This window comes from Streptomyces olivochromogenes, from assembly GCF_001514115.1.
GTDB lineage: Bacteria > Actinomycetota > Actinomycetes > Streptomycetales > Streptomycetaceae > Streptomyces > Streptomyces olivochromogenes.
Genome location: NZ_KQ948475.1, coordinates 33,636 through 59,467, shown reverse-complemented (window position 1 = coordinate 59,467; position 25,832 = coordinate 33,636). Strand labels below are relative to the sequence as shown.

21 protein-coding genes are annotated in these 25,832 nt (G+C 72.8%); 12 read left to right on the top strand and 9 right to left on the bottom strand.

Annotated elements, in window-relative coordinates:
- Positions 1–27: 27 nt before the first annotated feature.
- Positions 28–1,866 carry an alkyl/aryl-sulfatase gene (locus AQJ27_RS42505; protein WP_067381608.1) on the top strand — a complete coding sequence of 613 codons (1,839 nt, stop codon included), beginning with the start codon at positions 28–30 and terminating at the stop codon, positions 1,864–1,866.
- 69 nt (positions 1,867–1,935) lie between these two features.
- Positions 1,936–2,532, top strand: a complete 597-nt coding sequence (locus AQJ27_RS42500; protein WP_341866149.1) for a GNAT family N-acetyltransferase — start codon at positions 1,936–1,938, stop codon at positions 2,530–2,532.
- Between the two features lie 324 nt (positions 2,533–2,856).
- Here AQJ27_RS42500 and AQJ27_RS42495 read toward each other — a convergent pair whose 3' ends face one another.
- Positions 2,857–4,200 (bottom strand): helix-turn-helix domain-containing protein, encoded by a 1,344-nt coding sequence (locus AQJ27_RS42495; RefSeq protein WP_067381605.1) that lies wholly within the window; start codon positions 4,198–4,200, stop codon positions 2,857–2,859.
- 152 nt (positions 4,201–4,352) lie between these two features.
- Here AQJ27_RS42495 and AQJ27_RS57600 point away from each other — a divergent pair, with 152 nt between their 5' ends.
- Both AQJ27_RS57600 and AQJ27_RS42490 read left to right on the top strand, forming a co-directional pair.
- The gene (locus tag AQJ27_RS57600) at positions 4,353–4,514 is read left to right on the top strand and encodes a hypothetical protein (protein ID WP_162489364.1); all 162 of its coding nucleotides are present in this window, start codon (positions 4,353–4,355) and stop codon (positions 4,512–4,514) included.
- A 54-nt stretch (positions 4,515–4,568) separates the two neighbouring features.
- A complete protein-coding gene (locus tag AQJ27_RS42490; protein WP_067381603.1) occupies positions 4,569–5,822 on the top strand; it encodes an amidohydrolase in 1,254 nt (417 codons plus the stop codon).
- Here the strand turns inward: AQJ27_RS42490 and AQJ27_RS42485 are convergent.
- The 3 genes from AQJ27_RS42485 to AQJ27_RS42475 are packed head-to-tail and all read right to left on the bottom strand — an operon-like array spanning position 5,800 to position 10,371.
- Positions 5,800–7,257 (bottom strand): extracellular solute-binding protein, encoded by a 1,458-nt coding sequence (locus tag AQJ27_RS42485; RefSeq protein ID WP_079065673.1) that lies wholly within the window; start codon positions 7,255–7,257, stop codon positions 5,800–5,802. The two genes, AQJ27_RS42490 and AQJ27_RS42485, sit on opposite strands and share 23 nt — an antisense overlap.
- A complete protein-coding gene (locus AQJ27_RS42480; RefSeq protein WP_067381601.1) occupies positions 7,257–10,001 on the bottom strand; it encodes a caspase family protein in 2,745 nt (914 codons plus the stop codon). Before AQJ27_RS42480 ends, AQJ27_RS42485 begins: the two co-directional genes overlap by 1 nt.
- A 4-nt stretch (positions 10,002–10,005) precedes the next feature.
- The gene (locus AQJ27_RS42475) at positions 10,006–10,371 is read right to left on the bottom strand and encodes a hypothetical protein (RefSeq protein ID WP_211179035.1); all 366 of its coding nucleotides are present in this window, start codon (positions 10,369–10,371) and stop codon (positions 10,006–10,008) included.
- A 245-nt stretch (positions 10,372–10,616) separates the two neighbouring features.
- Here AQJ27_RS42475 and AQJ27_RS42470 point away from each other — a divergent pair, with 245 nt between their 5' ends.
- The 3 genes from AQJ27_RS42470 to AQJ27_RS42460 all read left to right on the top strand — a co-directional run bounded on the left by AQJ27_RS42470 (position 10,617) and on the right by AQJ27_RS42460 (position 14,797).
- Entirely contained in the window at positions 10,617–12,599 is a 1,983-nt protein-coding gene (locus AQJ27_RS42470) for a YncE family protein (RefSeq protein ID WP_235613814.1), read from the top strand.
- 213 nt (positions 12,600–12,812) lie between these two features.
- Positions 12,813–13,514: a response regulator transcription factor gene (locus tag AQJ27_RS42465; protein WP_067381595.1), complete on the top strand. Its 702-nt coding sequence runs from the start codon at positions 12,813–12,815 to the stop codon at positions 13,512–13,514.
- Positions 13,502–14,797 carry a sensor histidine kinase gene (locus AQJ27_RS42460; RefSeq protein WP_067381592.1) on the top strand — a complete coding sequence of 432 codons (1,296 nt, stop codon included), beginning with the start codon at positions 13,502–13,504 and terminating at the stop codon, positions 14,795–14,797. Before AQJ27_RS42465 ends, AQJ27_RS42460 begins: the two co-directional genes overlap by 13 nt.
- A 9-nt stretch (positions 14,798–14,806) precedes the next feature.
- Here the strand turns inward: AQJ27_RS42460 and AQJ27_RS42455 are convergent, their stop codons facing one another.
- The 3 genes from AQJ27_RS42455 to AQJ27_RS42445 form a co-directional block, all read right to left on the bottom strand.
- The gene (locus tag AQJ27_RS42455) at positions 14,807–15,874 is read right to left on the bottom strand and encodes a hypothetical protein (protein WP_067381589.1); all 1,068 of its coding nucleotides are present in this window, start codon (positions 15,872–15,874) and stop codon (positions 14,807–14,809) included.
- A gap of 87 nt (positions 15,875–15,961) precedes the next feature.
- Positions 15,962–17,206: a PP2C family protein-serine/threonine phosphatase gene (locus AQJ27_RS42450; RefSeq protein ID WP_425275266.1), complete on the bottom strand. Its 1,245-nt coding sequence runs from the start codon at positions 17,204–17,206 to the stop codon at positions 15,962–15,964.
- A 23-nt stretch (positions 17,207–17,229) separates the two neighbouring features.
- Positions 17,230–17,865 (bottom strand): NAD(P)-dependent oxidoreductase, encoded by a 636-nt coding sequence (locus AQJ27_RS42445; RefSeq protein WP_067381585.1) that lies wholly within the window; start codon positions 17,863–17,865, stop codon positions 17,230–17,232.
- 154 nt (positions 17,866–18,019) lie between these two features.
- Between AQJ27_RS42445 and AQJ27_RS42440 the strand changes: the two genes are divergently transcribed.
- Positions 18,020–18,493: a hypothetical protein gene (locus AQJ27_RS42440; protein WP_235613813.1), complete on the top strand. Its 474-nt coding sequence runs from the start codon at positions 18,020–18,022 to the stop codon at positions 18,491–18,493.
- A gap of 241 nt (positions 18,494–18,734) precedes the next feature.
- Positions 18,735–19,634: a hypothetical protein gene (locus tag AQJ27_RS42435; protein WP_067381582.1), complete on the top strand. Its 900-nt coding sequence runs from the start codon at positions 18,735–18,737 to the stop codon at positions 19,632–19,634.
- Here AQJ27_RS42435 and AQJ27_RS42430 read toward each other — a convergent pair.
- Positions 19,549–20,889 carry an aminotransferase-like domain-containing protein gene (locus AQJ27_RS42430; protein ID WP_067381764.1) on the bottom strand — a complete coding sequence of 447 codons (1,341 nt, stop codon included), beginning with the start codon at positions 20,887–20,889 and terminating at the stop codon, positions 19,549–19,551. The genes AQJ27_RS42435 and AQJ27_RS42430 overlap by 86 nt on opposite strands.
- Before the next feature lie 146 nt (positions 20,890–21,035).
- Between AQJ27_RS42430 and AQJ27_RS42425 the strand changes: the two genes are divergently transcribed.
- From AQJ27_RS42425 to AQJ27_RS42415, 3 genes are all read left to right on the top strand, one after another.
- Positions 21,036–21,821 (top strand): alpha/beta fold hydrolase, encoded by a 786-nt coding sequence (locus AQJ27_RS42425; protein WP_067381761.1) that lies wholly within the window; start codon positions 21,036–21,038, stop codon positions 21,819–21,821.
- A 71-nt stretch (positions 21,822–21,892) separates the two neighbouring features.
- Positions 21,893–22,900 (top strand): endonuclease/exonuclease/phosphatase family protein, encoded by a 1,008-nt coding sequence (locus AQJ27_RS42420; protein WP_067381579.1) that lies wholly within the window; start codon positions 21,893–21,895, stop codon positions 22,898–22,900.
- A gap of 39 nt (positions 22,901–22,939) precedes the next feature.
- Positions 22,940–24,922, top strand: a complete 1,983-nt coding sequence (locus tag AQJ27_RS42415) for an FUSC family protein (RefSeq protein WP_067381577.1) — start codon at positions 22,940–22,942, stop codon at positions 24,920–24,922.
- 116 nt (positions 24,923–25,038) lie between these two features.
- On the opposite strand, the gene snpA is transcribed toward AQJ27_RS42415, so the two are convergent.
- Positions 25,039–25,731 carry a snapalysin gene (gene snpA, locus AQJ27_RS42410; RefSeq protein WP_096240354.1) on the bottom strand — a complete coding sequence of 231 codons (693 nt, stop codon included), beginning with the start codon at positions 25,729–25,731 and terminating at the stop codon, positions 25,039–25,041.
- Between the last annotated feature and the right edge of the window lie 101 nt (positions 25,732–25,832).

Sequence of the window (25,832 nt, the reverse complement as noted above, 5' to 3'; positions counted from 1 at the left end):
CGCCGCTCGTCGGCAGAGGCTGGACGTATGACCGTCCCGGCGCGTGATGACCTTCCCTTCGACGATCTCACGGACTTCGAGAACGCCGATCGGGGGTTCATCGCGGCGTTGGACCCGCCCGTGATCACCGACGCCGAGGCACAGATCGTCTACGACGGGAACGCGTACGCGTTCCTGGACGAGGACTGCCCCGACACCGCGCACCCCAGCCTGTGGCGGCAGTCACAGCTGTGCGCGCGCCACGGCCTGTACGAGGTCACCGAGGGCGTGTACCAGGTGCGCGGCCTCGATCTCTCGAACATGACCCTCGTCGAGGGCAAGCACGGTGTGATCGTGATCGATCCGCTGATCTCGGCGGAGTGCGCCGCTGCCGCCCTCGGCCTCTACCACGAGCACCGGGGCTCACGGCCCGTGACCGGGCTCGTCTACACCCATTCCCACGTCGACCACTTCGGCGGCGCCCGCGGAGTGGTGGCGCGCGGCAGCGAGAGCGGGCTGCCCGTCCTCGCGCCCGAGGGATTCCTCGAGCACGCGGTCAGCGAGAGCGTCTTCGCCGGCAACGCGATGCTGCGACGGTCGGCGTTCATGTACGGCTCCCGGCTGCCGAGGGCCCCGCGCGGCCAGATCGGTACCGGGCTCGGCACCATCACCTCCACCGGCACCGTCACGCTCATCGCCCCGAACGTGGACATCACCCGCACGGGGCAGGAGGAGACCATCGACGGCGTGCGGTTCGTCTTCCAGCTCACGCCCGGGACCGAGGCGCCCGCCGAGATGAACTTCCTGCTCCCCGAGCAGCGCGCCCTGTGCGTGGCCGAGAACGCCAGCCACACCCTGCACAACGTGCTCACCCTGCGCGGGGCCCCGGTCCGCGACGCACACGAGTGGGCCCGCTACCTCGACGAGACGATCGACGTGTTCGGTGACACCTACGACGTGGCGTTCGCCTCCCACCACTGGCCGATCTGGGGCCGGGCGAACATCGTCAGGTTCCTCGGCGAACAGCGGGACCTGTACGCCTACCTGCACGACCAGACCCTCCGCATGCTCAACCGGGGCCTGACCGGCACCGAGATCGCCGAGGAACTGCTGCTGCCGCCCGCCCTGGAGAGTGCCTGGCATGCCCGCGGCTACTACGGCTCGGTCAGCCACAACGTCAAGGCCGTCTACCAGCGGTACATGGGCTGGTACGACGGCAACCCCGCCCACCTCTGGGAGCATCCGCCGGTCGAACTCGGGCGGCGGTACGTGGAGTTGGCGGGCGGCCAGACGGAGACCCTGGTCAAGGCGCGGGCGTACATCGACGCCGGTGACCTGCGGTTCGCCGCCACCCTCCTCAACCACCTGGTGTTCGCCGACCCGTCGAACAACGCGGCCAAGGACACCCTCGCGGGCGTCTACGAACGGCTCGGCTACGGCGCGGAGAACGGGACCTGGCGCAACGCCTACCTCACGGCCGCCCTGGAACTGCGCGCGGGCACCGCCGACATCCCCGTCGACACCACGAGCCCCGAACTGACGTCCGCGCTGACCGTGGGCATGCTCCTCGACTCGCTCGCCGTCCGTATCGAGGGCCCCCGCGCCTGGAACGAACACCTCACCCTCGACCTCGTCATCATCGACGAGCAGCGCCGCCACCGAGTGAACCTCCACAACGGCGCCCTCACCCACCGCGCCATGCCGGTCCATCACACCCCGAAGCCGCACGCGGACCTGACCTTGACCCTCACCCGCCCGGAACTGCTCGGGGTCGTGTCGGGGCGGGGCCTCGCGGGCATCGAGTCGGACGGCGACACCACCGTGCTGGCCCGGCTGCTGTCGTACGTCTCCGAGCCGGACAAGGCGTTCCCGATCGTGACGCCGTAAAGCCCCCGGGAGGGCGTGCCGGGGAAAACCGCTCGACAGGTCCGGCTCCCCCCGATGAGGATCCGCGCTGTGACAGACAACGCTGCAAGTGACAAAGCCGAGCCGGCCACCCGCGTCCTCCCCGCCGGTCCGAAGTCGGTGCGCTTCGTCGAGGTGACGAGCGCGGCCATGGCCGCCCTGCTGGACTCCGACCTCGACCGGGCCGGAGCCGAGGTGGGGGCCGAACTCACCGAGTACTTCCTCAGCGACGGCGCGCGCTGGCTCTGGCGCTACCGGCTGAACCAGCTGACCACGCACCCCGAGTGCGCGGGATGGCTGTCCAAGGTCGTGATCGCCGAACCGGAGGGTACGGTCGTCGGCTACGCCGGATTCCACGGGCCGCCGGACGAGGCGGGCATGGTGGAGATCGGCTACTCCGTGGACCCCGCCCAGCGCCGCCGGGGCTACGCGCGGGCGATCCTGGCCGCGTTGATGCGCCGGGCCGCCGCCGACGCCCGGGTCCGGACCCTGCGCGTGACGATCAGTCCCGACAACGCCGCGTCCCTGGCGACGATCGCCGGGTTCGGCTTCACGGAGGTCGGCGAACAGTGGGACGAGGAGGACGGCCTCGAAACCATCTTCGAGATCCCCGCCTCCGAGATATCCGCGCACGGCCGCCGCCCGTAGGGGTTCCCGGCTTCCTCGCCCCCGCCGCCCCTACCCGTCCCATCCCAGGGGGCTGCGCCCCCAGACCCCCTGTCGGCCTGGACAGCCTCGTCCTCAAACGCCGGACAGGCTGAATGCCGCGGGCAGGGGTGGGTGGGGCAACGGCCTTCGGCCTCGTCCTCAAAGGCGACGGGCTGGAGGATGCCGGCAGAGGTAGGTGGGTGCGGTCTTCGGCCTCGCCCACAAACGCCGGACGGGCCGAGGCTTTCAGGGGCGCGGGGAACTGCGCGACCAGCCCCCACCGGCCCGCAGCCGAGGAACCGCCCGCAGGCTCGGAACCGGCCGTTACAGCGGGGGCTGGGCCGGGGCCGGGCCCAGGGTGGTGGTGCCGGGGGCCGTGCGGTGGCCGAGGCCCGTGCGGTAGGCGTCGAGGGCCGCTTCCACCCGGCCCGTGCGGCGCAGCAGGTCCCCGAGGAGCCGGCACAGGTCGGCGAGATCCCCCGCCGCCCCCGCCCGCTCAAGAAGGCTCAGCGCCCGCACGTAGTGCTCCTCGGCGGACTCCGTGTCGCGGGCGTCCTCGGCGATGATGCCGAGCAGGCGGTGCGCGCCCGCCGAGTGCACGGCGCCGCGCTCGGGACTGAGGTCACCGAGCACCTCGTGGAGGAGGACGGCGGCCTCGGCCGACTTCCCGCGCCGGTGCAGTACGTCCGCGAGCTCCACGTTGACCTGGCTCGTGTACAGGGCGGCGCGCTTCGCGGAGAGCATCGCCTGCGCCTCCCGCAACTCGCTCTCCGCCCGCTCCAGTTCGCCGTTCTGGACGTACAAGTAGCCGCGCATCCAGTGACAGTTGGCGAGCTCGGTACGGATCTGAAGCTGCCGGTAGAGCTCGGAGGCCTTGGCGAGGGAGGCGTCCGCCTCGGCGACCCGGCCCTCGGCGATCATCGTGCGGGCGACGGAGCGGTGCATCCGGGCGACGAGGGCCGGATCGCCCACCTGGGGCGCCAGGGCGAGCGCGAACTCCGCCGCCTGTGCGGCCCGCGCATGGGCGCCCATGTCCATGTACGGGGCTATGACGCCCGTGTAGAGGAGCAGCAGCGCGTCCGGGTCGTGCATCCCCGTGCGGTTGAGCTCGTCGAGGGTGGACTCGAACAGATAGCAGGCGTAGCGGAGTTCACCGGCGAGGTAGTGGGACACGGCCCGGCCGCGCAGGGCGGGCACCCGGTTCGGGAGGGGCGCGTCGCCGAGGCGCTGTTCCGAGGCCTCGAATCGTTCCCGCGCGGTCTCCAGGTTCCCGGTCTCCAGGGCGCATTCGCCGAGCCCGAGCAGCGCCGCGGCCTGCTCGGCGACAAGCCCGTGCGCGTCCGCCTCCGCGAGGAGCGCGTCGTACTGCTCCGCCGCGACCTCCGCCTCGCCGGTGGCGAGCGTGCGCTGGGCGTCGGTGAGCCGCAGCCGCAGATCGGTGGCGAGGTGGGCGGGGCGCCCGGTCGCGATCTCCTCGTACGCCACCCCGAGCCGCTCGGCGATGTGCCGCAGCGCGGGTTCGGAGGCCCGCACCCGCCCGGCCTCCAGGGTGGAGATGTACGCGGGCGTGTACGCCGGCTCCGCCAACTGTTTCTGCGTCAGCCCGCGTTCCGTACGCAACTGCTGAACCCTGCGCCCGATGACCTCCGGGCCGTCACGCTCCGCCATGGATTAAGCATGCCATTAACCCGACTTACACTCGGCCAACTTTTGACTATTGTCCAACTCCCCTTGCGCCCCTTGCCCTTTGATGCTTCGAACCCCTACGTTAAGCGGCGGATTAAGCCTGCTTAATACGCCGCTGTTGTTGCGAGGTCGCCATGCTCCGACGTATTTCCGCGCGCTACTTCAGAGGATTCGGTGCGGCCGTCGTGGCCGTCGCCGCCCTGGTCCTGGCAGCGAACGCCGGCCCCGCCCGGGCGGCCGAAGCCACCACCCCGCACCTCCAGCACCTCACGGGCCACGCGCAGGCCCTTCGATAGACCGGCCGCCGACGGGAACTCCCCCGTCCCGTCGGCGGCCCCTACGCTGGCCCCGTGATCTCGCCTGCCGCACGTATCGCACTGGACCTCACAGCCGACCTCCCGGTTCCCGACCTGGAGGACTTCTACCGGGACCTGCACCGGCACCCGGAGCTGTCGATGCGGGAACACCGGACGGCCGCCGCGCTCGCCGACCGGCTGCGCACATCAGGGTTCGACACCGTCACCGGCGTCGGCGGCACCGGAGTCGTCGGCGTCCTGCGCAACGGGCCCGGGCCGACCGTGCTGCTGCGCGCCGACATGGACGCGCTGCCGGTGCAGGAGGAGACCGGACTGCCGTACGCCTCCAGGGCGCCCGGCGTGATGCACGCCTGCGGGCACGATCTGCACGTCACCTGGCTGGCGGGCGCGGCCCGGGCGCTCGCCGCCGGACGTGACACCTGGTCCGGCACGCTCCTCGTGCTCGGGCAGCCCGCCGAGGAGACCGGCGAGGGCGCGTCGGGGATGGTCGCGGACGGACTGTACGAGAGGTTCCCGCGGCCGGACGTGCTGCTCGCCCAGCACGCGGCCCCCGGACCCGCCGGGCTCTACGCCCACTCGCCCGGACTGATCATGTCCGCCTCCACCGACGTGGACATCGTCGTGCACGGGCGGGGCGGGCACGGTTCGCGTCCGGAGTCGACCGTCGATCCAGTCGTCACCGCCGCGTACCTCGTGACCCGGCTGCAGACCGTCGTCAGCCGGGAGATCGCGGCGCGCGAGTCGGCCGTGCTGAGCGTGGGACGGATCGAGGCGGGCACCCGGCACAACATCATCCCCGCCGAGGCCCGGATCGCCCTCAACATCCGTACGCAGTCGGACGAGGTCCGTGAGCGGATGATCGCGGCGATCCGGCGGATCGCGGCGGGCGAGTGCCTGGCCGCCGGCTGCCCGCGCGAGCCCGACGTCGTCGTCGGCAACAGCTTCCCGGTCACCGTCAACGACCCGGAGACCGACCGCCGGGTCGCGGCCGTGCACGGCGAGGTCTTCGGCGCCGGGACGATCCTCGACCCGGGCCCGGCGATGGCCAGCGAGGACTTCCCCCGGCTCGCGGAGGGGAAGATCCCGTACTCCTACTGGTTCGTGACCAGCACCCCGGCCGAGGTGTGGGACGCGGCCCCGGGCGACGACCTCATGGAGAAGTTCGCGGCCGTGCCCAGCAATCACAGCCCGCAGTTCGCGCCCGACCTGGCGACGCTCGCGCCGGGCGTGCGGACGCTGGTGTCGGGGGCACTCGCGTATCTCGTCACCCCGGAAGAACCTTCCTGAGTTCCCTGTCCAGCTCGGCGGCCAACTCCGCGTCGCCCGGCGGGTCGTCGGTGAACAGCGTGCCCAGCTCGGTGGCGAACGTCTGGGTGAACGCGCCGTACAAGGGGGTGCGGGGGCGCTGGACGGCGCGCCGGAGCGCGGGGAGCAGGATCGTCCGGGCGTACGCGGGGCGCCCGCGGTCGTCACGCGGCATGCGGTCGGCGCTCTCACCCGAGGGCGAAGCCGAGGGAGAGACCGAGGGAGAGGCCGCTCCGGGTGTCCTCGCCACGCCGCAGGTCACGTCGTCGGCCGTGTACGCGGACTCCCGGGTGGCCGCGAACCCCGCGTCGAGCAGACAGCGTTCGCTCTCCTTGCTGGTGAGGAACCGTATCAAATCCCTTGCCTTGTCTGTCTGTTGGGACGATCCGGCCAGCGCCAGGTTCTGGCCGCCGAGCACCGCCCGGCCGGGCAGCGGAGCGACGCCGAGCTGCGCGTCGCTCAAAGACTGGTGCAGGGTGCGATAGGCGTAGGGCCAGTGACGCAGGAACGCCGTACGCCCGTCCGCGAAGTCGGTGAGCGACTCGCCCTCGTCCGAGCGGACCGCGTCCCCGAGCGTGTACGCGCCCTGGGTGCGGGCGCGCAGCTCCGCGAGGCCGTCCGTCAGCTGCTGGACGGTGGCGGTGTAACGGCCGTTCTCGTCGGTGAGGGCGGCGCCGTCGGTGGCGGACAGGAACGCCTCGATCCCGTTGACCGTACGGCCCTCGTAGGGGCCGAGCTGGGTGGTCCAGCCCTTCTCGTACCCCTTCGGCCGCGACCTGCCCGGCGCCTCGACGGCATCGATGAGGTCCCGCAGCTGCCGCCAGGTGATCCCCTTGCTCAGGTCGGTGTCCTGGACGTGCGCCTGCTTGAGGTGGTCCCGGCGGTAGTAGAGCAGGCCGACGTCGCTGTTGAAGGGGACGGCGTAGAGCTTTCCGCCCCAACGGGCCGTGCTCGCGACCGACTTGACGACGTCCGCGTCCACCAGGTCGTCCGGCAGCGGGCGGATAAGGTGCGCGGCGGCGAACTCCGGCACCCAGGTGACGTCCAGGTTGACGATGTCGTACTGGGCGCTGCCGGACTGGAGCGCGCCGAGCAGCTGGCTGCGCTGCTGGTCGGCGGAGCCCGGGAGTTCGACCAGGCGGGCGTGGACGCCGCTGTGTTCCCTGTCCTGCCGGGCGTTCCACGCGTCGATGAGCTGCTGGCGGATGCCGCCCTTGCCGGTCACGTCCCGTCCGCTGGCCACGACGATGTCCCCGGAGGCGCCGGGGGTGACCGTGGCGCCGGGTCCGGCCTGCCCGCCGCCGGTGCAGGCGGTCAGCAGCAGAGCGAGGGCCAGCCCGTATCCGTAGACCCGCCCGTGGACTCGCCCGTGGATCCACCCATGGCCCCGCCCGGATGTCCGTCGCCGTCGCCGCATCACTCGTCCCCCGTTCCGGTGCGCGCGACCTCGTCCCGCAGGCCCGCCACGAGGTCGCCCTTGGTGTCCAGGCAGCGCCCGCCGCTCGCGTCGGAGATCCGCTGGTCGGGCCTGCCCTTGGCGCAGCCGCCGCTGTCGAGGGCCGCCATGACCACCGGGACGCCCTTGGTCCGGGCCGAGTCGAGCAGCTCGTCCAAGTGGCCCTTCGCCGTGAGGTGGTTGTCGTCCTCGTCGTCCGTGAGGAAGACGATCAGCTCGGGGCGGTCGTCGTCCCTGCCCTTCCGGTCCATGGTGTCCAGCGCCGCCTTCAGCGCGCCGTACGGGTCGGCCTCCGCGTCCTTGACCGCGGCCCGGTCAAGGGCCCGCTCGGCGTCGCGGCGCTTGTGGGGTCCGAAGGGCAGCAGTTCGGCGTACGGGCTCCGGTCCGGGGAGGCCACGGACCAGACGCCGTACTCGTCCTGTGTGCCGAGTCCGCCGAGGGACTGCTTGAGGATGCCGGGGGCGCCGCCCGGCCCCTGCCACAGGCCGGCCATCGAGCCGGAGCTGTCCAGCAGGAAGAGCACCCGGCCGGGGCCCTTGGCGTTGCGGTACTGGTTCAGGGCCGTGTCCATCGCCTCGGCGCCCGCGGCCCCGGCGGGCCGGCCGGGGTCGGAGATCAGACCGGTGGCCGAGTCGTGGGCGGCGAGGAAGGCGCGGGCGCCGGAGGGGGCGCGGAAGCCGTCCCGCCCGAAGACCGCGAGACCGTCGTCGACCTCCTTGCCGCTGTTCTTCCCGCCCGTGTCGCCGGTGCCCGTGAGCCAGTCGTGGAAGCGCCGTACCGCGTCGTCCCGGACCGCCTCGTCCTTGTCGCCGCCCGTCCAGCGGACACGGACGAAGGTGGGGGTCAGGCCCGGCACGTCGTCGGGGTACTCGGCCCAGCGCGGGGTGCGCGTCGTCCGGTCGCAGCCGACCCCGCTCACCATCAGGAACTCCGGGACGAGGGCCGCCGTGCTCCGGTCGGTGTCCGCGTCGTCGGGCAGGGTGCACAGCAGGTCACCGGCGGTGGGCGCGGGCGGTCCTGTCTGGGCCACGCTCTCCTCCGCCCGGCCCACGTCGGCCTTGCCCGGGCCGTAGAGGCCGACCGTGGCCAGCAGCGCGGAGTCGGTGTACTCCGGGTCCGGGCGCCGTAGGGAGGCGCTCTTGTCCCGGCGCGCCAGCTTCGCCCGCAGGCCCGCGAGCGAGTCGCCGGTCCGGTCGCGCAGCGAGTCCTCGGCGATGTCCTGTGGCAGCGACAGCACCATCGGGGAGTACGCGAACGGCGCCGCGTCCGGCTCCAGCGTCACGTAGGTCCGCGCCACCCCCAAGGAGCGCGCCCGGGCCGCGGTCGCGAGCGTGCCCGGGATCCAGATGTCCGGCTGGGGCCCGATGTCGCGCTGCGGGTCGGTGTCGTCGCTCACCGGCCGCTGCCAGGGGTCCGACTGGTCGCGCAGGCCCGCCACCACGGCCGCCGAGCCCGCGCCGTACACCGTGATCCCACTGCGCCGGCAGCCGCCGCCCGTGGTGTTCGCCGCCGACGTGAGATAGGCGTCGGCCGCCTTGCGGACGGTGGATTCGAGATCGGGGTCCGTGAGCAGCCGCAGCTCCACGGGCGGGCCGCAGGCGGACCGGTCGGAGGCCGCGTTGCCGACGACGAAGTAGCCGACGAGACCGAGGGCGGCGGCGAGGACGAGGAGGACGACGGCGGCGCGGCGGGTCGATCGCCTGCCGGGGGCCCGGCCGGGGGGCCGGTTCGGGGCGGGAGCCGAGGGCAGGAGCGCGAGCGGGCCCACGGCCACGGACCGTAACCGGGCCGCCGCCGCACGCACCCGGGCGACGAAGGCGCGCCGCCGACGGCGACCGGACGTGGGGCGGCTCGCCGCGCCCTCGCCGACGGCCTCCGCCCGGGAGCCGACGGGTCTCCCGGCCCCCGCCCGGATCCCCAGCACCACGTCCACCGGAGGGTTCTCCGTGCGGCTCTGCGGTTCCCAGGGTTCTCCGCGTTCGGTCCGGTGGTGGGTGGACATGTAGGCCCTGAGCGCCTCCGCGAGGGCCAGGAAGTGAACCTCGTCGCCCCGCCCCTCGTCGCCCCGCCCGGCGCCCTCCTGATCCTCGATGCCCGACGTCAGCAGTTCCACCAGCCGGGCGGTGAACGGTGTGGGGGTGTCGGCGTCGCCCGCGTCGATGCGGTGGTTGGCCTGCACGCTCATCAGCACCGAGACGCGCCGTCGGACGTCGGGGCGCTCCACGGCCTCCCACACCCGGGCGGCGTTGCCCGCGTTGCAGCAGTCGAGGACGACCACGATCCGCTCCGCGTGGCTGTTGGCGAGGATGCGCAGCACGTTGGTGAACCGGGCCGCGCCCTCGAACCCCGCCGTCTCGCCCCGGACGACCTCGGCGTCGCGCATCTGCAGCCACAGTTCGTCGCCCGCGCTGGGCACGGCGCCGTGTCCGGCGAAGTAGAGCAGGAGCAGCCCCTCGGCGGAGTCGGCGGCCGCGCGCAGGGAGTGGCGGAAGTCGGCCAGCCGCGGCGAGCGCGCGACGGTGATCTCCAGGGGCCGCAGGACTCCGCCCCGCTCCAGGGCCCGTACGAGCACGGCCAGGTTGTGGGCGACGGCGGGCAGCTGGCCCGGGACGCCGTCGCGGTGCTTCGGCCGCGTGAACTCGTACTCGGACACACCGACCAGCAGCGCCCGGTTCACCTTTCCCCGCGGGTCGAAGCGGTCCACCCGGCTACCTCTCGTCGGGACCCAGGGGATCGACACGGGCCTCCGGCGGATCGCCGTTCTCCACGGAGCCGCGGTTGTCGCTCCAGGCCCGCACCGCGCTCTTGACCTGTGCGAGCAGTTCCTTGAAGAGCGTTTCGGCGCCCGCCCCGATCAGCACCAGCACGATGTCCATGCCGACGCCCATGGGCGTGCCCTGTTCATCGGTCCCGGCGCGCTCCTCGATCCTGAGATCGCCCCGCTTGACCAGCTGCTCCAGCGGCCTCTCCCGCTCCAGCCACTTCTTCAGGGCGCCGACATCGCTGTCGCTCGCCGTCCCGTCCAGACGCACGCGGATGGCCCGGGCTGCCACACCCTCCCCCTCAGCAGTCATGACTCACCATCATGGCACCGGAGTTGACGCCGGGGGAGGCTCTCGACAGGGGCGGAACGGCATGCCCATGCCTTCCAGCGACCCCTGCGCCTCCTGTTGTCAGTGCCATGACTTAACCTTTGCCCACTCGCCACACATGGCTCACAGGTCCTACATGACTCGCAGGCCATACACGGCCGGGACATCACTCGACCCGTGTCCGTGGCGCCCACACTTCGTACCGGGGGGTTCGAATCAGCGTGCGTATGCGCACTCTTCCCATCGCCACGGCGTTCGCGGTCGCCTTCAGCTCCGCCGCCCTGGCCATCGGCACGGCCACGACGGCGAGTGCCGACTCCAGCAGCGTCCTGCCGGTCATGGAGACCGGCGACCTCGTGGTGGACGGCGTCCACCAGCACGTCTTCGTCAGCGACCCGCGCAACGGCAAGGTCGTGGTGACGGACTACAGCGGGCGGGTCGTCAAGCAGGTGACGTCCCTGGCGGGCGTCACCGGTCTGCAGCTGTCGGCCGACTCGGGCACGCTGTACGCCGCCGCGCGCGACGACGACGCGATCGTCGCCATCGACACGGCGACGCTGACGGAGTCCGCGCGGTACGCGACGGGCGCCGACACCGAGCCGGAGTACCTCGCCGCCGCGGGCAACAAGATCTGGTTCGGCTACGGCACCTCGGACGCGGGCAACATCGGCTCCCTCGACCTGAGCGGCACCGACCCCGTGGTCACCCTCGGCCAGGACGGCGTCTCGCACTGGCGGGACGCCCCGCGGCTGGCCGCGACGCCCGGCGCGCCGAACGCACTGGCCGCCGGGGACCGGGTCACCTCCTCGTCGCTGCTCGCGGTGTACGACGTGGCGGGCGGCACGGCGGCCCGCACGGCGTTCGTCGACCACAACCAGGGTCAGACCGGGGACCTCGCGTTCACCCCGGACGGCAGCAAGGTCATCACGGCCAACGGCGGCGACCGCAACCTGGTCTGGGCGGCCTCGGACCTCTCGGCGGCGGGCTCGCTGCCCACCACCCACTACGCCAACGCCGACGCGGTGGCCGACGACGGCACCGTGGCCGCGGGTTCCTTCTCCTGGTACGACCCGGACGTCCACGTCTTCACACCGGGCGCCACCAGCGCCGTACGGCAGTACGACTTCCCGAACACGGGCCACAGCAGCGGCTCGGACACGCTGGCCGACGGCGCTCTGGCCTGGGAGCCGGGCACCAGCAGCCGGCTGTTCGCGGTGTCGTACAACTCCGAGGGCGTGTACTCGCTCCGCGTCATGAACGCCCCGGCCCAGTCGAAGCCGACGCTGACGGTCAGCGCCCCGGCGACCGCGACCCGCGCCAAGTCCCTCACCGTCTCGGGCACGCTCAGCGCGACCCTGGCGCTGCCCGCCGGGACCCCGCTCACCGTCACCCGCACCGACTTGGAGTCGCCGAACGGCAAGTCGCTGGGCACCAAGGCCCTCGGCACCGGCGGCAAGTTCTCCTTCAAGGACACCCCGCCGGCCGGCGGCAAGGTGAAGTACACGGTGAAGTACGCGGGCGACGCCACCCACACCCCGGCGTCCGCCTCGGACACGGTGGAGGTCTCGCGCGCCACCCCGACGCTGACCCTGAACAACGATCGCAAGGTGTACGCGTACGGCACCGACGTGAAGTTCACGGCGCACCTGGGGTCGACGTACAAGAACCGCACGGTCGAGATCTGGGCCGACCCGTTCGGCTCCGACAAGCCCAACAAGCTGGTGAAGTCCGGCAAGGTGAACTCCTCGGGCAACCTCACCGTGACGCTCGACCTCACGCGCGACGCGAAGGTCACCGCGAAGTTCGCGGGCGACTCGCGCTACAAGTCGAAGTCCGTGAGCAGCACCGTCGGCGCCAAGGTGAAGGTGTCCACGGCGATCAGCGGCCAGTACAAGAAGAAGTCGGTGTACGGCCACACGTACTACTACTTCCACAAGTCCAAGGACCCGTTGTTCACCACGACGATGACGGCGTACCCGCACCGTCAGCAGCGGCTGGAGATGGAGCTCTACTACCAGGGCACCTGGTACGACGCGGGCACCCAGTACTTCAAGCTGAGCTCCGCGGGCGTGTCCAGGGTGCAGCTCGGCGGCACCCACGAGACGGGCTACCGGATGCGCGTGCGCTCCTCGTACTACAACGGCACGTCGGGCGACAACGTGAACTCGACGACGCACGGCGACTGGAAGTACTTCATCTTCACCAGCTGATACGTCGGCTGAGCTGATACATCGGCTCATACATCGGCGCCGTGGCCCGGAAGCCCGCCTTCCCCGGGGAAGGCGGGCTTCCGCATGTCTCGGACAGTTGTTCCCGACCTGGCCTCACTACCTGCCGGTACGTGTCACCATACGAGCCGCTCTGTTTGAAATTGATATTTCAATCGACGTCTTCAACAAAATGTGCCAGTAAAGGAACAGGACATGACCACCCCTGTCCCCTTCGACTCCCCCGCCCGGCTCCTCGTCGTCGACGACGAGGAACATCTGCGCGCCATGCTCACCATGGCCATGGAGTTCCTGGGATTCGAGGTGACCGGCGCGGCCACCGGGCGCGAGGCGCTCCACGCCGTCGCGCGCGGCCGCCCCGACCTCGTGCTGCTCGACATCAACCTGCCCGACCTGGACGGCTTCGACATCTGCCGGACCCTGCGGACGCGGGGGCACACCATGCCGGTGCTGTTCCTCACCGCGCGCGGTGACGTCGACGACCGGGTGCGCGGACTGGACCTGGGCGGCGACGACTTCGTCACCAAGCCCTTCGAACTCAAGGAGATCGCGGCCCGCGTACGGGCCCTGCTGCGACGCGCCGCCGAGCGCCCCGCAGAGCGGCACACCCTGCAGGCCGGAGCCGTGCGCCTGGACGTCCACACCCACGAGGTGTGGGCCGCGGGCGAACCCGTCGGCCTCACCACCACCGAGTTCGCCCTGCTGCGCTATCTGATGGAGAACCCGGGCCGGGTACTGTCGCGCGCCCAGATCCAGGAGCGGGTCTGGAACCACCGAGCCGACGGCTCCGGCATCGTCGACACCTACGTCTACTACCTGCGCCGCAAGCTCGGCGACGCCGGAGTGCCGCTCATCCGGACGGTGCGCGGGGCGGGTTATCTGCTGTGCTCGGACTGACGACCGGGAATCCGCGCGACCCGCACCGCGCGCCCCCGCGACCACCGGTCGCCGCCGGTTCGCGGGCCGTCGCCCTGTGGCTCGCCGCCACGCTGGTGACCCTGGGCACGGTCGCCGCGCTCTCCGCCCAGGCACTCGGCCACCACCTCGTCCTGCGCACCGACGAGGAGATCGAGAAGTACCGCGGCGTCCAGCTGAGCGAGGCGGTCGGCGTGACGGGCCCGAACGGACGCTCCGCCCTGGACCGGTCGTGCCTGATCCTCGTCCTGGACAGGACCGGCCGGGTGACCGAGCGGTACGCGGGCGCGCCGGGCCTGCCGTCCTTCCCCGCCCTCGCCCCGGCCCGGCTGGCCGCCCTCGCCGCACGGGGGCACCCGGTGGGCATCGGCGGCACCTACCGGGCGCTCGTGGTGCGCCCCCGGGGCCCGGCCCCGGACCGCGACCGCGCCTATGTCGTCATCGCCCGCTCGATGGCCGACGCGCACCAGGCCGTCACCCGGCTGCTGCGGGCCGAGGCCGCCGCCTCGCTGGTGCTGCTCGCCGCGGTCGCGGGCGGCGCCCGGTGGCTGGGCGGCCGCGCCGCCCGGCAACGGCTCGACTCGGAACGGCGGTTGCGGGAGTTCCTCGCCGCCGCCGGACACGAACTGCGCAATCCGCTGACCACCATCTCGGGGTACGCCCAGCTCGCCCGCGTCGGTCATCCGTCCTCCGAGCGGATGCGGGAGGAGGCGTTCGGGCGGATGTCGACCGAGGTGGAGCGGATGACCTCGCTCATCGACGAACTGGTGCTGCTGTCCGAACTGGACCTCGGCCGGTCCCTGCAGGTGCGGTGCGTGGACCTGGCGGAGCTGTGCCGTGCCGCCGTCACCGCCGCCCGCGACTGCCACCCCGACCGTCCCGTACGGCTGCTGGTGGCGCCCGGCGAGCACACCGTCGCCGGGGATCCGCTTCGGCTCCACCAGGTGGTCGCCAACCTGCTGGCCAACGCCCGCACCCACACCCCGCCCGGCACCACGACCACGCTGGGGCTCGGCACGGAGGACGACCACCGGGTCATCGAGGTGACGGACGACGGGCCGGGGGTGCCGGACGCGCTGCGGGCCAGGATCTTCGACCGGTTCGTACGGGGCGAGGGCGCGAGCGCCGGCGGTGGCGGGAGTACGGGCAGCGGGCTCGGGCTCAGCATCGTCGCGGCGATCGCGGCGGCGCACGGCGGCACGGTGACGCTCGAACCCTCCGCCCGCGGCGCGTGGTTCAGGGTCAGACTGCCCGCCGGGCCCTGAACCCGGCCGTCACACTCCCGCCTGGAGCCTGCTGAGGTGCCGTTGTACGTGGTCGAGGGCGCCCCGTCGGCGTCCGGGCACGCGCAGCCTCAACTCGGCCAGCGCGGCGCCGAGTTCGACGGCCCGCGCGGAGTCGCGGATCTGCCCCCACTGGTGGTGGGCCCGGTCCACGGCCGACTCGACGGCCGGGGCGTCGCAGGGCTGGCCCGCGTCCAGCCGGTGTCCGGCGATCGCCAGCCAGGTGCGGCAGCTGCCGACCGGGTCGCCCGCGAGCATCGCCAGGTCCGCGCGGACCTCCGCCCAGTGCAGGGCCTGTTCGGAGGCGACGCCCCAGGTGCGGGCCGCCTCCTGCGCCCAGCGCGCGGCCAGTGCCGCGGCCTCGTCGTGCCGGCCCGCCTGCGCGGCGGCGGTGATCGCGGCGTGCGGGTCCGGGACCACGGGTATCCGCGCGGGAGCCGCCAGCACGATCCCCGACGGCCCGCTCTCGGCCTCGATCCGGGCCAGCGACTGCTGGTGCAGCAGCGGGAGTTCGGGCCGTAGGCCGCTGCGCAGGATCGTGGCGAGGGCCTTCATGTACGCCGGTGACGCCACCGTGCGCCGGGGTGGCGGCGGGGCGACGCGCCCGTACAGGCCGACCCCCGTGCCCGCGGTGAGCGGGCTCGTCGCGAGGTACTCCCAGGTCTCCGCGTCGGCGTGCAGGTCGACCAGGAGCTCGGTGGTGCCCGGTGCGCGCAGCCGGAGTTCCTCGGTGATCCAGTGCCAGGGGAAGGCCGTGTAGCGGACGGTCGACGGGGTGGTGCGGGCCAGCGCGAGGTGCGGCAGGCGCTGGCGGCGGTCCAGTTGGAGCTGGCCCGTCACGAACATCGTCAGCGGGCCGGGAGCCGTGGCGGCCGCGCGCAGCCGGGTCAGCACGGCCTGCGGCTCCAACGGGTCGGCCAGTTCCACCACGTTCGCGGTGTCCGTGCCGGACAGCACCGCGGGGGACACGGCCGCGAGCACGGGGAGCACGGACGCCGCGTCCACCAGACACCCCTTGCCCACCGGTGAGGCCGCGAGGAGCAGCACGGTTCCGGGCATGGTTCCCTCCCTCCCCATCGATCACGTACGCCAGCACCGTAACCGCTGCGCCTGCGAAGGGGGGACGGCAGCCGGGCAAACGCCCGCCTATGGCTGGGTTGTGCCCTCGCCCGTGCCTTCCGGTACCACGTTCGGTGACACCACCGGTCTGGGGTCCCCCCGTCGTCGTACCGCGAAGATCGTGGTGTCGTCGGCCAGCCGCCCGCCGCTGTGCCGCAGTGTGCCGTCGCGGACGACTTCGACGAGGCGCTGCGGCTCGACGGTGCGCGGGTCCTCGGTCAGGGCGCGCGTCACCCGGTCGAGGAGCGGAAAGAACGCTCCGTCGGCGTCGCGGGCCTCGGTCACCCCGTCCGTGACGAGGAGCAGGGTCTCGCCGGGGACCAGTACGGCGGTCAGGACGAGCGGCTGGTCGGAGGTCAGCTCGGCGAGACCCAGCGGGAGTCCGTGGCCCGGCGGCAGGGCGCGTACGCCGTCGGGCGCGACCACGAGGGGCGGCTCGTGGCCGAAGTTGACGAACTCGACGGTGTCCCGGGCGACGTCGGGGAAGCCCACCAGGACGGCGGTGGCGAAGCGGTCGTGGTCGTCGTGGCCGACCGCCTTGCGGTAGCCGACGTGCCGGCGCATCCGCACCTCCAGACGGTCGGCGACCGTCCGCAGGACGGGTTCGTGGTAGGCCGCCTCGCGGAATGTGCCGAGCAGCGCGGCCGCCGACTCCACCGCGCCCAGCCCCTTGCCCTGCACGTCGCCGAGGAGGAGCCGGGTGCCGCTGGGGCCCGGCTGGATGTCGAAGAAGTCCCCGCCCACCCGGGCCTCGCTGTCGGCGGGGAGGTACACGGCCGCGTGGTCGAGATCGCCCCAGCCCGGCGGTATCGGGCGCAGCACCGTGCGCCGGGTGGTCTCGGCGACGTCCATCATGTGCAGCATGCGCCGCTCGCCGCGGACCCGGACCGCACAGGCGATGACCGCGAGGACGCCGCCCACGCTGACGAGGATGAAGTCGGGAAGGCCGGTCTGGTACTGGTGCTGCCAGGACGCGTCCACCTCGATGTAGGTGACGACCGCCAGGCAGGCGAAGACCGCCGTGGTCCACACCCCGCAGATCGCCGCCGCGATGCCGGGGACGAGGACGATCCAGGAGATGATCCGGAACTCGCCGGAGGTGTTCCAGTCGGCCAGTCCGATGGCGATGAGCAGGAACAGCGGCGGCACCCAGGCGACGCTGTGGCCGCGCAGCCGCAGCATCTTCTGCCGCTGGACGGAGTCGTCGCGCTGCTCCGGGGGCACCGGGCCGAGCAGCGGCGACAGGTCTCGGATGCGTCGCAGGCCGCCCACGTCGCCGTGCCACCCCTTCCTCGTCAGTACGCCACCGACATCCGGGCGCGCGGGTGGGCGGGCGTCTCCAGCTCGTCGACGAGGGCGATGGCGTAGTCCTCGGCGCTGATCCGGCTGTTGCCGTGCTCGTCGGTGAGCAGCTGGTCGCCGCCCAGGCGGAAGACGCCGGTACGGGCGCCGGGGGCGATGTCGGCGGCGGGCGAGATGTACGTCCAGTCGAGGTCGTCGACCGTGCGGTAGAAGTCGAGGGCGTCGCTGTGGGCGCGCGCCTCCGCCACGACGGCCTCCGGGAAGCCGGGCTGGTCCACGACCGCCTCTCCGGGCGCGACCTCCAGGCTGCCCGCCCCGCCCACGATCACCAGCCGCCGCACCCCGGCCGTCCGGGCGGCCTCCACCAGCGCCGCGTTCAGCGCCAGGAACGGCCCCCGGGGATCCGTCCCGTCTCTCGGCGGTACGCAGGCCGAGACCACCGCGTCCGCGCCCTCCACCAGCTCGGTCACCTTCGCCGTGTCCGAGGCGTCCGCGGCGGTCGCCGTGACCCCTGGGACCGGCGACTGCCCGGAGCGGCTCACCGCCAGGACCTGGTGCCCGCGCGCCGATGCCTCCGTTGCGATGCGGCTGCCGATCATTCCTGTGGCGCCGAAGAGTACGACCTTCATGGAGTTCAGCGAAACACGAGGCCAAAACCCCCGCATCCCGACTTGCCAGCCATCCGGCCGGGGTGTGACCTGGAAGGCGGGGCGAGGAGAGAGGAGTGCTCCCATGACTCACACGGCACCAGTCTCGAAGGCGTCAGGGGCACGACACGGAGCGGTGACAGGGCGTACGGCGGGAACGGCGGGAATCGCGGGTTCGACCTGGGCGGCGCGCACGCACCGCGCACCCGCCGTCTTCGACGAGCGCACCCACGCCGTCGCGAAGTGGGCGGTGCCCGTCGTCGGCGGGCTTCTCTACGGGTACTGGGCGGCGGCCAACGCGCGCGACGCCGGCCTGCGCGACGGCGGATCGATCACGGGCTGGAACGTCCTGTTCGGGTTCGTGTGCGCGATCTTGTTCGCGGCCGCCTACATCGGCGTACGCATGCTGGCGCCGGTGCTGAGGCGTGAACTGCACGCGCTGGTGTGGACCGCGTTCGCGGGCATCGCGTTCGGGTTCCTCTACAGCCTGACCGGCGCTTCCGTGCTGCGCTCCACGTTCATGGCGCTGGGAGTCTCGGTGTTCGTGCTCGCGGGAAGCTTCTACCACTACTACACGCACGAGGACGCGGCCGGCCATCCGGTGAACTGACGCGGCGGCACACCGACGCGACGCCACGGCATGGTGCACGAGGCCCCGGCAGGCTGCCGGGGCCTCGTGCACCTCCCTCACTCACCTACCCCCTGGGACCAGGTCCCAGGAGTCTGGGGAAGAGCCGCTACAACCAGGTAACACCCGTTCGGGTGAGCTCTCCACCGGAGCGGCTTGTCGTTTGCACCCATATGGAGTCACACCGCTCGCGCCCGCCGCCCACGCAGCTTTGCCTGGAAAGGTGTCCCCTCGTGTGCGCAGCACCCTGTCGGCCGTCCTGATCGCCCTCGCCTGCCTGTTCGCGCCGCTCGGCGCGCTGTCGACCTGGGCGGCGTACGGGATCGGCGACGACGAGCGCTACGCGGCCGCGATGGAGCCGCTCGCCGCCGACACGGACGTACGGGAGGCGATCGCCGCGGCCGTCACGACCGGGATCCTGCGCGAAGTCCATGTGCGGGCGCCGCTCCAGGGGCCGGTGAACCACTTCGTACGGGACGCGGTGCGCTCGTTCACGCTGACACCGGCGTTCCACACGGCGTGGCAGGCGGCGAACCGGGCCGCGCACGAGGCGGTGATGCGGGCGCTGCGCAGTGACCGTGAGGAGGCCGTGACGATCGACCTCGCCCCGGTCGCCGAACAGGTCAGGAGTCAACTCGCCGGCGCGCACGTGCCGTTGGCGAACCGTATCCACGTCGAGCACACCGAGATCACGGTGTTGCCCTCGGAGAATCTGGCCGAGCTCCGGAAGGGGTTCCACGTGCTTGAAGTCGCCGGCTTCTGGCTGCCCGTCTCGGCGGCCGTCCTCGCCGTGACGGGCATCCTCGTCGCGGTGTGCCGCAGGCAGGCGGTGCTGGCCACCGGGCTCGGCACGGCGGTGGGCGCCGCGCTGCTCGGCGTCGCGGTCGCCGTCGGCCGCCGGCTCACCCTCGCCGACCTGCCGCCCGACGTGTCACCCACGGCGGTGGGCGCGGTGTACGACGCCCTCACCGACACCCTGCGCCTGGTCTCCTGGGCGCTGCTCGCGCTCGGCCTCACGGTGGCGCTGACCGCCCTGCTCACGGCCGCGTACGCGCGACGTCGGCGAGCGTCCCGAGCGCCCGGGCCAGCTCCGGCGGAGCCACCGACCCGAGTCCGAGCCTGACGGCGTCCGCCCCGGCCGCCGAGGTGGCCGGGGCGGCGGCGAAGGCCGAGCCCGGGGTCACCGCGATCCCGCGCGCCGCTGCCGCCGCCGTGAACGTGTCCGCCCGCCACGGCGCGGGCAGCTCCCACCAGACCTGGTACGCCCGCGGATCGGCCCGCACACGGAACCCGGCGAGTTGCTCGGCGACCAGCCCCTGCCGCAGTGCCGCGTCCGCCCGCTTGGCGGTGACCAGCCGGGCGACCGTGCCGTCCCCCAGCCAGCGCACCGCGGCCTCCAGTGCGAACCGTCCCGCGCTCCAGGCACCGGAGCGCAGCGCCGCCGCCACGTCCTCCACCCGGCCCTCGGGCACGACGAGAAAGCCGACGGTGAGGCCGGGCGCGACCCGCTTGGAGAGGCCGTCGACGACGTAGGTGCGCTCGGGAGCGTGGGCGGCGAGGGGGTCCTGGCCGGTGTGGAGGAAGGACCAGATGCGGTCCTCGACGAGCGGGAGGTCCAGGTCGCGTGCGGTGTCGGCCAGTTGCCGGCGGCGCGCGTCCCCCATCGTCGCGCCGGTCGGATTGTGCAGGGTGGGCTGCACGTACACGGCGGACAGGGGCGCCGAGCGGTGGGCCGCGGTGACCGCCTCGGGCCGCAGCCCTTCGCCGTCCATGGCCAGCGGTACCAGAGTGACGCCGAGCCGGGTCGCGATCTCCTTGACCAGGGGGTACGTCAGTGCCTCGACGCCGACGCGGCCGCCCGGCCGGACGAGGGAGGCGAACGCGGCGGCGATGGCCTGGCGGGCGTTGCCCGCGAAGGCCAGCCGGGACGGGGCCGGACGCCAGCCCGGGGTGGCGAGGAGGTCGGCGACGGCCTCGCGGGCGGCGGGCGTACCGGTGGCGGGAGCGGTGCGCAGGGACTCGGTGAGCACGTCCGGGCGCAGCAGCGGGGCGAGGGCGGGCGTGAGCAGCTCCGACTGGCCCGGCACGGACGGGTAGTTGAGCTCCAGATTCACGAGCGGGGCCGGGGATTCGAGGGAGGGCTCGGCGAGGGCGCGTCCCGAGGGGGCCGGGGCGGCCCGGACGAAGGTGCCGCGCCCGACCTCGCCGACCACCAGTCCGCGCCGCACCAGTTCGGCGTAGACGCGTCCCGCCGTCGATCCGGCGATCCCGCACCGCCGGGCGAACGCCCGCTGCGGGGGCAGTCGTTCGCCGGGTCGCAGCCGCCCGGCGGCGATGTCGTCGGCGAGCCGGTCGGCGATGCGCCGGTAGTCGTCCACCACGTGAAGTCCCCCTGTTCGCGTTCTGGATCACGGCATCGGGTCGCACCGCTTGGGATCGCACTGCCTGGATCGCACTGCCCGGATTGCACCGAGGGCAAAGATCTTATTGCACCGAGCAGTTGGCCGGACCTAGGGTCGTGGCCATGGCACCCTTCCTCGCATACGAGGACAAAGGGGGCGCACCCGATGCCTCGGCGCTCCCTCTCGTCCTGATCCACGGCCACCCCTTCGACCACACGATGTGGACCCCTCAGATCGCCGCGTTCTCGTCGCGACGGCGAGTGATCGCCCCGGACCTGCGCGGCTACGGCGCGTCTCCGGTGGTCCCCGGCGTCACGCCCCTCGCCACCTTCGCCGAGGACATCGCGGCGCTGCTGGACCACCTCGGGGTGGACCGGTTCATCCTCGCCGGACTCTCCATGGGCGGCCAGATCGCGATGGAGTGCTACCGGCTGTTCCCGGCGCGGATCCGGGGGCTGGTGCTGGCCGACACGTTCCCGTCGGCCGAGACCCCGGAGGGCAGGAAGGCGCGCGCCGCGATGGCGGACCGCCTGCTGCGCGAGGGCATGGCCGGCTACGCCGACGAGGTCCTGTACAAGATGGTCGCGCCGTACGCGAACGCCGAGGTCGCGGCGCACGTGCACCGCATGATGACCGCCACGCCGCCCGAGGGCGCGGCGGCGGCCCTGCGGGGACGGGCCGAGCGCCCCGACTACCGCGACCTGCTGACCCGCGTCACCGTCCCGGCCCTCGTCGTCGTGGGCGCCGACGACGAGTACACCCCGGTCGCGGACGCCGAGGCGATGCACGCGGCGTTGCCGCACTCCACGCTCGGCGTGATCGCCTCGGCGGCCCATCTGCCGAACCTGGAGCGGCCGGAGGAGTTCAACGGGATGCTGGCGGACTTCCTGGACGGACTCGACGCCTGAGCGGACGCCCCACCCGCCGGTGAGGGAGGATTCGGGCACCCCACGCGAACGAGCGGAAGGCAGGCCCGGACTTGGAGACTGCGGTGACCGCCCCGGCGGGCTCCGAGGACCGGCCGACGCGGTCCGGGGGCCGACGGGCCGCGGCCTGGACGGGCGGACTGCTGCTGGCCGGGGTGAGCGTGGTGGTCGGATGCCGGGCCGCCGACAGCGACGGCATCACCCCCGTGCCCCAGCTGCTCGCCTTCCTGCCCTGGCTCCTCGCGCCCACCGGCCTCGCACTCCTGCTCGCCCTGTTCACCCGCCGGCGGATCGGCATGGTGTGGGGCGTGCTGGTGCTGGGCGCGCTCGCCTGGTACATCGAGCCCTACGGCAGGACCAGCGAGCCGACCGGGAGTCCGGTCGCCGAACTGCGGGTGATGACCTCGAACGTGCAGTTCGGACGGGGTGCCCGCGCGCTCGTCGCCGCCGTCGGACAGCACCGGCCCGACATCGTGTTCGTGGAGGAGTGCGAGTACACATGCTCCGCCACGCTCAAGAAGGCCTTCCAGGGCCCGGGGGGCGGCTATCCGTACCGCGTGTCCGTCGAGGGCGCCGGATCCGACGGATCCGTGATCATCAGCCGGTTCCCGCTCGCGGTGGCGGACGGCGTACGCGGGACGATGGGCATGCCGGGAGCCGTGGCCGACGTACAGGGGCACGCCGTACGGCTCCAGCTCGCGCACCCCATGCCGCCGCTGCCGGGGCAGGTCGGGCTGTGGCGGCACGAGCTCGGCGAACTGCGCGACTACGCCGCCGGGGGCAAGGACGGCTCCACCATCCTCGCCGGGGACTTCAACGCCTGCCAGGACCACGCCGCGTTCCGCCGCATCCTCGACACCGGACTGCGCGACAGCGCCCGCCTGGCCGGCTCCCCGCGCACCCCCAGCTGGCCCGCCCGCACCGCCCCCGCCCTCGGCGCCCAGATCGACCACGTCCTCGTCTCCCGGGACTTCTCCGCGAACACGGCCACCTTCCTCGGCATCGCGGGCAGCGACCATCGCGCGCTCGTCGTCGATATCACCCTCCACCAGCACAAATGAGCCCCGGAAGCGGTGGTGCGATGCGGTCATAATGGGTCCATGCCCCGCCAGTTGCCCAGTGCTCTCACTCCTCCCGACTGGCTGGTCAGGAACCTCCGAGCGCAGCAGGCACCCATGCCCTGGGCCGCCGCCGCGCGCGCCGCGATCGCGCTGGCCCTGCCGCTGGCGATCGGCCTCGCGGCGGGCGAACCCGCGTACGGCGCCCTCGCCTCCATGGGCGCCCTGTCCGGCGTCATCGGCGACACCGCGGACGCCTACCGCATGCGCATCTTCAACATCGCGGTCCCCCAGCTCTTCGGCGCGATCGGCGTCACCATCGGCTCGCTCGTCCACGGCCACGGCTGGGTCGCCGTCGGCGCGGTCACCGGCGTCGCGCTCGTCTCCGGGATGATCTCGACGATCGGCGCCGTGGCCTCCGTGTCGAGCCTGCTGCTCCTCCTCAACTGCTCCATCGGCGCCGGACTTCCCCTGCCGGGATCCTGGTGGCTCGCGCCCGTGCTGATGTCCGGCGGCGGCCTCCTCGTCCTGGCCCTGGCCCTGCTCGCCTGGCCGCTGCGCTCGGGCATCCCCGAACGGGCCGCCGTCGCCCACACCTACCGGACCGTCGCCGACCTGCTCGCCGCGACCGGCACCGAGCGGTACGTCGACGTCCGCCTCGCCGTCACCCAGTCCCTCGACCAGTCCTACGACCTCGCCCTCGCCCGGCGTGCCTTCCACCACGGCCGCAACCCCGAACTCGCCCGGCTGCTCGCCCAGCTCAACGCCATCACACCCGTCGTCGAAGCCGCCGCGGCCGCCCACCAGTTCGACGAGCCGCTGGCCCCCGAGATCCCGGACGCCGTACGCCACCTCGCCGACGCCGTCGAGACCGGCTACACCGGCCCCATAGGGCTCGGCCTCCCGGTCCCCACCAACGAGACCGCTCGCGCCGTCGACCACGCCCTGCGGCACGCCGCCGACGTCGTCAGCGACCGGTCCGCCGGCAAGGCGTCCCTCCGCAACGTCGACGACCGCCTCGGCAGGCCCTCCCCCAAGCTCTCGGCTTCGCTCGACCAGGGGGGACCCCCATCCCTGCGCGAGCGCGCCACCCGCGCCTCCCGCAACGTCCTGCTGTCCGCCGCCTCCTGGCGCTACGGCCTGCGCCTCGCCCTCTGCATCGGCCTCGCCCAGGCCCTGGTCTCCCTCGTCCCGGTGCCACGCTCGTACTGGGTCGCCCTCACCATCACCTTCGTCATGAAGCCCGACTTCGGCTCGGTCTTCTCCCGGGCACTGCTGCGCGCGCTCGGCACGGTGGCCGGACTCGTCGTCGCGGCCGTCGTCCTCGCCCTGGTGCCGCTCGGCTGGTGGGACGTGCCGGTCATGTTCGTCCTCGGCCCGCTCATCCCCGTCCTCGGCCGACGCGGATACGGCTACCAGACCGCCGCCGTCACCCCGGTGATCCTCCTCCTCTCCGACGTCCTCAACCAGCTGGGCACCGCCCTGCTCGTGCCACGCCTCGTCGACTCCCTCATCGGCTGCGCGATCGCCCTCGTCGCCGGCTATCTGCTGTGGCCGGAGAGCTGGCACACCCGGGTCGGCGACCGCCTCGCGGACGCGGTCGCGGACACCGCCCGCTATGTGGAGTACGCCTTCGGGGCGGACGTCGACCACGCCGCCCGCGCCCGGATGCGCCGCCGCCTCTACCGCGACCTGTCCGCCATCCGCACCGAGTTCCAGCGCGCCCTGAGCGAACCGCCGCCCAACGGCCGGCGCGCCGCCGCCTGGCTGCCGCTTGTCGTCGCGGTCGAGCGGATCGTGGACGCGACCACGGCCGCCGGGGTACGGATCCGGCACGGCGCCCAGCGCCCCTCCCCGGCCGAGATCTCCCATGTCGCGCTGCAACTGCGGGAGTTGTCGGACGGGCTTCGCGAGACCGACACCCTCGTCGCGGTCCGTACGGATCTCACGGGGCCGGCCGGCAGTGTGCTGGAGCCGCTGCGCCAGGAGGTCGCGGCGGCCCGCGCCATCGCGTCACCGCACTGACCGCCCGGAGACAGCCGCCACGCCGTCCGGCCCGGAAACAGGGGGTGCGGGCCGCCCGTGCAGGGGACGGCCCGCACCTGTGGGGGGTGGGGACTGGCTGTTGACGGGCTAGGTGATCAGCGGGCGTTGCTCTTGCTGAGCGCCTTGTCCAGGGCCTGTGCGAGACCGTTGGCCCAGAGCTGGTTGACGCGCGAGCGCTCGGTCGCGTTGGGGATCGCGTTGGTGCAGGACGGGCCGGGCCCACCGCCCGACATCAGCTCGCTGCACGGACCGGAGTAGTGGTCGGGCAGACCCAGCACATGGCCGGTCTCGTGCGCGGTGATGCGGATCGGGTCGTACTGCTCGCTCTGCGCGTAGTCGAGGAAGACGTACCCGCCGCCGTGGCCGTCCGTGGAGGCGTAGGAGCCACGCGAGTCGTTGCCCTCGCGGTAGGTGAAGTCGGCGCTCGACGCCGAACCCGACTGGAGCTTGACGTTCGAGACCGCGCTGTTCCATATCTGGGTGCTGCGGGCTATCTCCGCGCTGAAGGACGGCGCACGGGAGGCGTTGTAGACGACCGTGACGGCGGCGGCGCTGCTCGGGTTCGCGGCGCGCTTCTCGGCGACGGACTTGATGACCGCCTGGAAGAACGCCTGGTTCGCCTTGGCCTCCGCGGCCGATCCGGAGTAGCCGGCGTACGGGGCCGACGCGGAGGCGGAAGCGGGGGCAGAAGCGGGGGTGGGGGCCGCCGTGGCCGGAACCGCGCCGAACGTGGCGGCCGTGAGGCCCAACCCGACCGCGGCCGAGAGCATGGGCAGGGAGAGTCGCACGATGACTCCTTGTGTGGGGGGTGAAGTCGTCATCGGTGAGTGTCGATGCCTGTGCGTCCGCTGTGATGATGGCAATCGGCAATAGGACAGCCCTATCGGGG

What these genes read in the sequence shown, in the direction of transcription:
- AQJ27_RS42505 (WP_067381608.1), top strand. Translation starts at nt 28, where the DNA reads ATGACCGTCCCGGCGCGTGATGACCTTCCCTTCGACGATCTCACGGAC.
- AQJ27_RS42495 (WP_067381605.1), bottom strand. Translation starts at nt 4,200, where the DNA reads ATGGCGGAGCGTGACGGCCCGGAGGTCATCGGGCGCAGGGTTCAGCAG.
- AQJ27_RS57600 (WP_162489364.1), top strand. Translation starts at nt 4,353, where the DNA reads ATGCTCCGACGTATTTCCGCGCGCTACTTCAGAGGATTCGGTGCGGCC.
- AQJ27_RS42485 (WP_079065673.1), bottom strand. Translation starts at nt 7,257, where the DNA reads ATGCGGCGACGGCGACGGACATCCGGGCGGGGCCATGGGTGGATCCAC.
- AQJ27_RS42475 (WP_211179035.1), bottom strand. Translation starts at nt 10,371, where the DNA reads ATGACTGCTGAGGGGGAGGGTGTGGCAGCCCGGGCCATCCGCGTGCGT.
- AQJ27_RS42470 (WP_235613814.1), top strand. Translation starts at nt 10,617, where the DNA reads ATGCGCACTCTTCCCATCGCCACGGCGTTCGCGGTCGCCTTCAGCTCC.
- AQJ27_RS42465 (WP_067381595.1), top strand. Translation starts at nt 12,813, where the DNA reads ATGACCACCCCTGTCCCCTTCGACTCCCCCGCCCGGCTCCTCGTCGTC.
- AQJ27_RS42455 (WP_067381589.1), bottom strand. Translation starts at nt 15,874, where the DNA reads ATGCCCGGAACCGTGCTGCTCCTCGCGGCCTCACCGGTGGGCAAGGGG.
- AQJ27_RS42445 (WP_067381585.1), bottom strand. Translation starts at nt 17,865, where the DNA reads ATGAAGGTCGTACTCTTCGGCGCCACAGGAATGATCGGCAGCCGCATC.
- AQJ27_RS42425 (WP_067381761.1), top strand. Translation starts at nt 21,036, where the DNA reads ATGGCACCCTTCCTCGCATACGAGGACAAAGGGGGCGCACCCGATGCC.
- AQJ27_RS42415 (WP_067381577.1), top strand. Translation starts at nt 22,940, where the DNA reads ATGCCCCGCCAGTTGCCCAGTGCTCTCACTCCTCCCGACTGGCTGGTC.